This is a genomic window from Polaromonas sp. P1_G4 (assembly GCF_056405475.1).
The window spans coordinates 1-3,884 of the sequence record NZ_JBFUCA010000419.1; the positions used below are offsets into that span (position 1 = coordinate 1).

The window sequence follows — 3,884 nt, forward strand, 5'->3', positions numbered from 1 at the left end:
GCGCACTCGGAACAAACCCCTTTCGCGATGCTGCTGCCTAACCCTTCCATTGAGAGGACGTCCCAAGGGCTATGCCCTTGTGCCGCCTCTCATGTCGAACGTTGGGCGCTCAGAGTTGCCTAGATTGCCTAACGCAAACTCGAGTGCCCTGGTTTAACGACTCTATAAATTGACCGCTTCACACTCGAAGGATGGGCGTTGAAAATCGCGGCGAGCGAATCCATCGTGTAGCGGTTCGATTGCCACAGTCGCACCAGTTCTTTTTCGTCGTCCTCCGAAATTGAGCGAGGCCGCCCGCATTTGATACCTCGCATCATGGCAGCCGTTTGGCCTGCAATAGATCGCTCTCGAATGATGCCGCGCTCAAACTCCGCGAAAGCTCCCAGCATGTGGGTCATCATCCGGCCAGCTGAAGTGCTGGTGTCCACCGGCTCGGTGAGACTTTGAAACGCCGCCCCCGCCTTCTGAATTCGATCAAGTATGGACAGCAGGTCAATTAGCGAGYGAGCCAAACGGTCTATTTTGTAGACTTTAACCATGTCGCCGTCCTTCAGTGATTCCAGCAGCGTCATGAGCTGCGGTCGACTCCCTACTGAGCTGCGCTTTTCCTGGTAAATCTTTTCAACTCCTGACCGCTGCAGCGCATCCAGCTGCAGCGTGGTGTCCTGCTCGGTCGTTGAGACCCGAGCGTATCCGTATATCAAACCAACCCCCTCACTCTTCGATTAGCTACGTTTTTTATAGCAACTCTAGCGAAGGAATGGATTTCTTGCTGGGCACTCCCTGTTAGAACTAACAGGCTACTAAGTGCTTTGACGTAAAAAAACCGGCTGGGGCCGGTCAAAAAAGTGTTGTTCGAAAGCCACCGCTTCCGCCACTTGTTGGCACTGGCYTTTAGCTGGTCTAAAAGTGTGCTCTCCGGTTCAGCCTCAAGCGCTGCAACCGCAATCCAGTGCTCTGGATTTTCTCCTAATTTGATAGCAGGATTTCGAGCAAGCGCGAGGGATGGACGATGAGGGTTAACAATTCCATCGAGAGCGGATCGCCTTCGGCGCTCGCTCACGTCAAACATTAGCCGCCATGCTAGTGAGTGTCAGGCTACAGTACACAGAGGCCGTTATTCGAGATGCGGCGCTTGCAAGCTGGCATCGTGCGTTTGGCCTTCGCTTTGTCGTGGCTCTGCTACTCGTCGCGACAAGCCTTGCTTATCTAGTGTGGCATGGAGACCGTTCCTGGTTCGTTGGAGTCATGGGCACCCTGCTAATCCTCTGCGCAACTTTCGCAGTAGGCTTCTACCTGGTATCCCTGCGAAGCTCTCTCCGCAAGTTCCGGAAAATGCATTCTCCGGAGGCTAGTTTGCAAGGTGACGCCTCGGGTTTCAGCGTTTCATCCGAACTGGGCGCTTTTACCCTTCCTTGGTCCGCCGTCAGACAGGTACGGCGTTATCCCGATTTCTGGCTCTTAGTCCTTTCACGCACCAGTCAAGTCACCATTCCGCTTGCCGGCGTTGCACCCGATGCGCAATCATTCCTATTGCAGAAAATTGAGGGCGCTGGCGGGAGTGTGAATGGTTAACTTCACGGTATGCCGCACAGTAGCACTGTCCCTACCCAAGGTGCAGTCGGGCCGGGCTGCGGCAGCGATGATCAAACATAACGGAATGGGCTGTTTGGGCTGCGCTCGTCCTTATTGAGGAGGCGGTTGCCAGACTGTCCACCTAAAATTGGTTTGCGAGGTTTGCTCCCTTTTTATCGACCTGAATGAAACTCAAAATGGGCAATAAGTCTTTTAATAACAAGCACTTGGCTGAGTTTTCGGCGGCTAGKTTATACCGCAGGGGCGATGTTATACCGCAGACCTTGCGGTATACATTACGTTAGAGCGTGAAGTAGTGCTGTTTCAATGACCGTTGTTTGGAATTCCGTAGCACTGCTTCAAACCAAAAATACAAACTCAGCATCCGGTTCGACATGACACCAGACAATCAATTGAAACTGGCCCGACGCATGCTGGCTAGGCCCCCCGCAAGCTGTAGCTGGGATGACATGCTCAATCATGAAGACGACCTGATCTGGCACACCCAGTCGAGGCAACCGCATGTTGGGGAGCTTCGTTGTTGCGTCGACTCCATCGGGCTGACCTTAGCCTTCCTCGCATTGCCCCCCGCCGGATGGCAACAGCTTGAGGACGAGTTCGGCAAGGCAGCGGTGGCGTTTCGCTTCATGATMCTGCCGGGCGACATTCATGTCTTTATCAAATCCTCGACTGCAGCTCACCCGGTCCGTCAATATGACGATGGACCAGTAGTTCCTCCGGCGCCTCCGGCCGATCCGTTCGAGTCCGTGATGAAGCTCATAGATGCTGCTGTGACAAAGGTGGCGGCTTCTGTTGATAGCGAGACGCGGGTGCGTCCGTTGATGAACAAGAGAGGTGTGCTTCAGCTGTTGGTCATAACCAGCACCATCGTGACTCGCGATCAATTGCATCAGCTTCCAGCGTTCCGCAAGGCGCTGGAGCGCCTGCGCGCCCAGCTGCGTACCGAGAAARTCAATTTGCACAGTGTGTCGATCGAAGCGCAGGAGGTCATCGATCGGGTCAATCACTTGATTACAGCGGAGGACATACTAAAAAAGGGGGAGGCGCCGCATTTGCGCTTCACTCAAGGACCATGGGATGCCATTCACCAGCTGTGGCCATTTGGCAAACGCTGATTCCTGGTCCGGGACTTGCACTCGCGCCATTTCCTGGCTGGCGCGGCCTTGTTCTCGCAGAAGTCCGACGCATACTCGGCCAGAATGCGGTCTAACCATTCGGTCAAGCGGACAGCCCCCCGTGGCACCGGGTTCTGCCGCTTACCTCCAACGTTAAACATCATTCATGCGCGAGAGGTTTCCTTTCACGCACCTGTCCGGATACTGGCTTCGGTCTACCTATGGGATCGCCTATAGATCGGGTTCGGAGGCCATAGTGGCCTCTAACGGAACCTTGAATGTCCGGGCTTAATGACTCGATTATTTAGAAACCTGCGAATCACCAAGCAGACCAACGTTACAGCACCCAGCAGCACGCTAGCTTGAACAAGTGGCCAAAAACCATTGACGTCATAACGCACGCCTCTGTTCACAAAATCTGCGTCGGAATAAATTGCTGCCGCACCAAGTAAAGTAGCGAAGCCCATCATCCACAAGAATTCAATCGACGTTTTCACAAATTCGTCTTTTGTCGATTCGAATACTGAAAATACAAGATGGGCTGYGGTCAAGAGAACCGGCAAGCTCAAGGCCAAATACAGTGACAGGGGATATGAATCTTCTCGGTATATGCGAAACATAACGAGGCAGAGTCCCCAGCTAATCCACCTAATGTTAAAAAGATTACTGATATTCATCTAATTCCCCCAGGCCAGAGCGGCCATTAAAACTGCTCGATCAGTTCGCTCATCGCGACCATGCTGACGGTTAAGCCGCCAAAAGCGAATAGCCTGAGTGCCGCGATGAAGCCGTCTTTGCGCCAGGCGGAGATCGGCCAGTACATTTGCAAAATGCAGAGCACGAGCGCGACGATGAGCAGGTATAGCTTTGTCATCGCGGCATCGTAGCAATAAAAAGCCCCCTCAGGACCTCTCCTTGTTTCGCTTGCGAGGCGGCCCTCTGCTCGGAGCCTTAAAGGCTCAAGGGTCTGCATGTGGTTGGGCGGATGACGATGCAGGCAGAACCGTGTATGTGATCACGGTGAGTCAGACCAGGATGCCGGTGAAGACTGTCGCCAGTCTGGAGCTGTAGGAGGTTGGCTATAAGTGAAAAGCTCTCAAGGATTGCGCGGCGTCAGTGCAATGGAAAGAGAAAGTTAGAGCGCTGACGTGTGACAGCCTGCAGATCACGATG

4 protein-coding genes are annotated in these 3,884 nt (G+C 53.7%); 2 read left to right on the top strand and 2 right to left on the bottom strand.

What is annotated here, in order from left to right; genetic code table 11:
* Positions 1-128 precede the first annotated feature (128 nt).
* The gene (locus AC1D1X_RS17810) at positions 129-704 is read right to left on the bottom strand and encodes a recombinase family protein (protein WP_477698788.1); all 576 of its coding nucleotides are present in this window, start codon (positions 702-704) and stop codon (positions 129-131) included.
* Positions 705-1,335: 631 nt separating this feature from the next.
* On the opposite strand from AC1D1X_RS17810, the gene AC1D1X_RS17815 reads away from it, so the two are divergent.
* Together AC1D1X_RS17815 and AC1D1X_RS17820 are read left to right on the top strand one after the other, a co-directional pair.
* On the top strand, positions 1,336-1,575 hold the full coding sequence (locus AC1D1X_RS17815) for a YcxB family protein (protein WP_477668914.1): 240 nt from the start codon (positions 1,336-1,338) through the stop codon (positions 1,573-1,575).
* Between the two features lie 338 nt (positions 1,576-1,913).
* Positions 1,914-2,711, top strand: a complete 798-nt coding sequence (locus tag AC1D1X_RS17820) for a hypothetical protein (protein ID WP_477698789.1) — start codon at positions 1,914-1,916, stop codon at positions 2,709-2,711.
* A 703-nt stretch (positions 2,712-3,414) separates the two neighbouring features.
* On the opposite strand, the gene AC1D1X_RS17825 is transcribed toward AC1D1X_RS17820, so the two are convergent.
* Complete coding sequence (locus tag AC1D1X_RS17825) at positions 3,415-3,684, bottom strand: hypothetical protein (protein ID WP_477668243.1); 270 nt, start codon at positions 3,682-3,684, stop codon at positions 3,415-3,417.
* Between the last annotated feature and the right edge of the window lie 200 nt (positions 3,685-3,884).

Excerpts from the sequence above, each read along its gene's own strand:
- AC1D1X_RS17815 (WP_477668914.1), top strand. The coding sequence starts at position 1,336 with ATGCATTCTCCGGAGGCTAGTTTGCAAGGTGACGCCTCGGGTTTCAGC.
- AC1D1X_RS17825 (WP_477668243.1), bottom strand. The coding sequence starts at position 3,684 with ATGCAGACCCTTGAGCCTTTAAGGCTCCGAGCAGAGGGCCGCCTCGCA.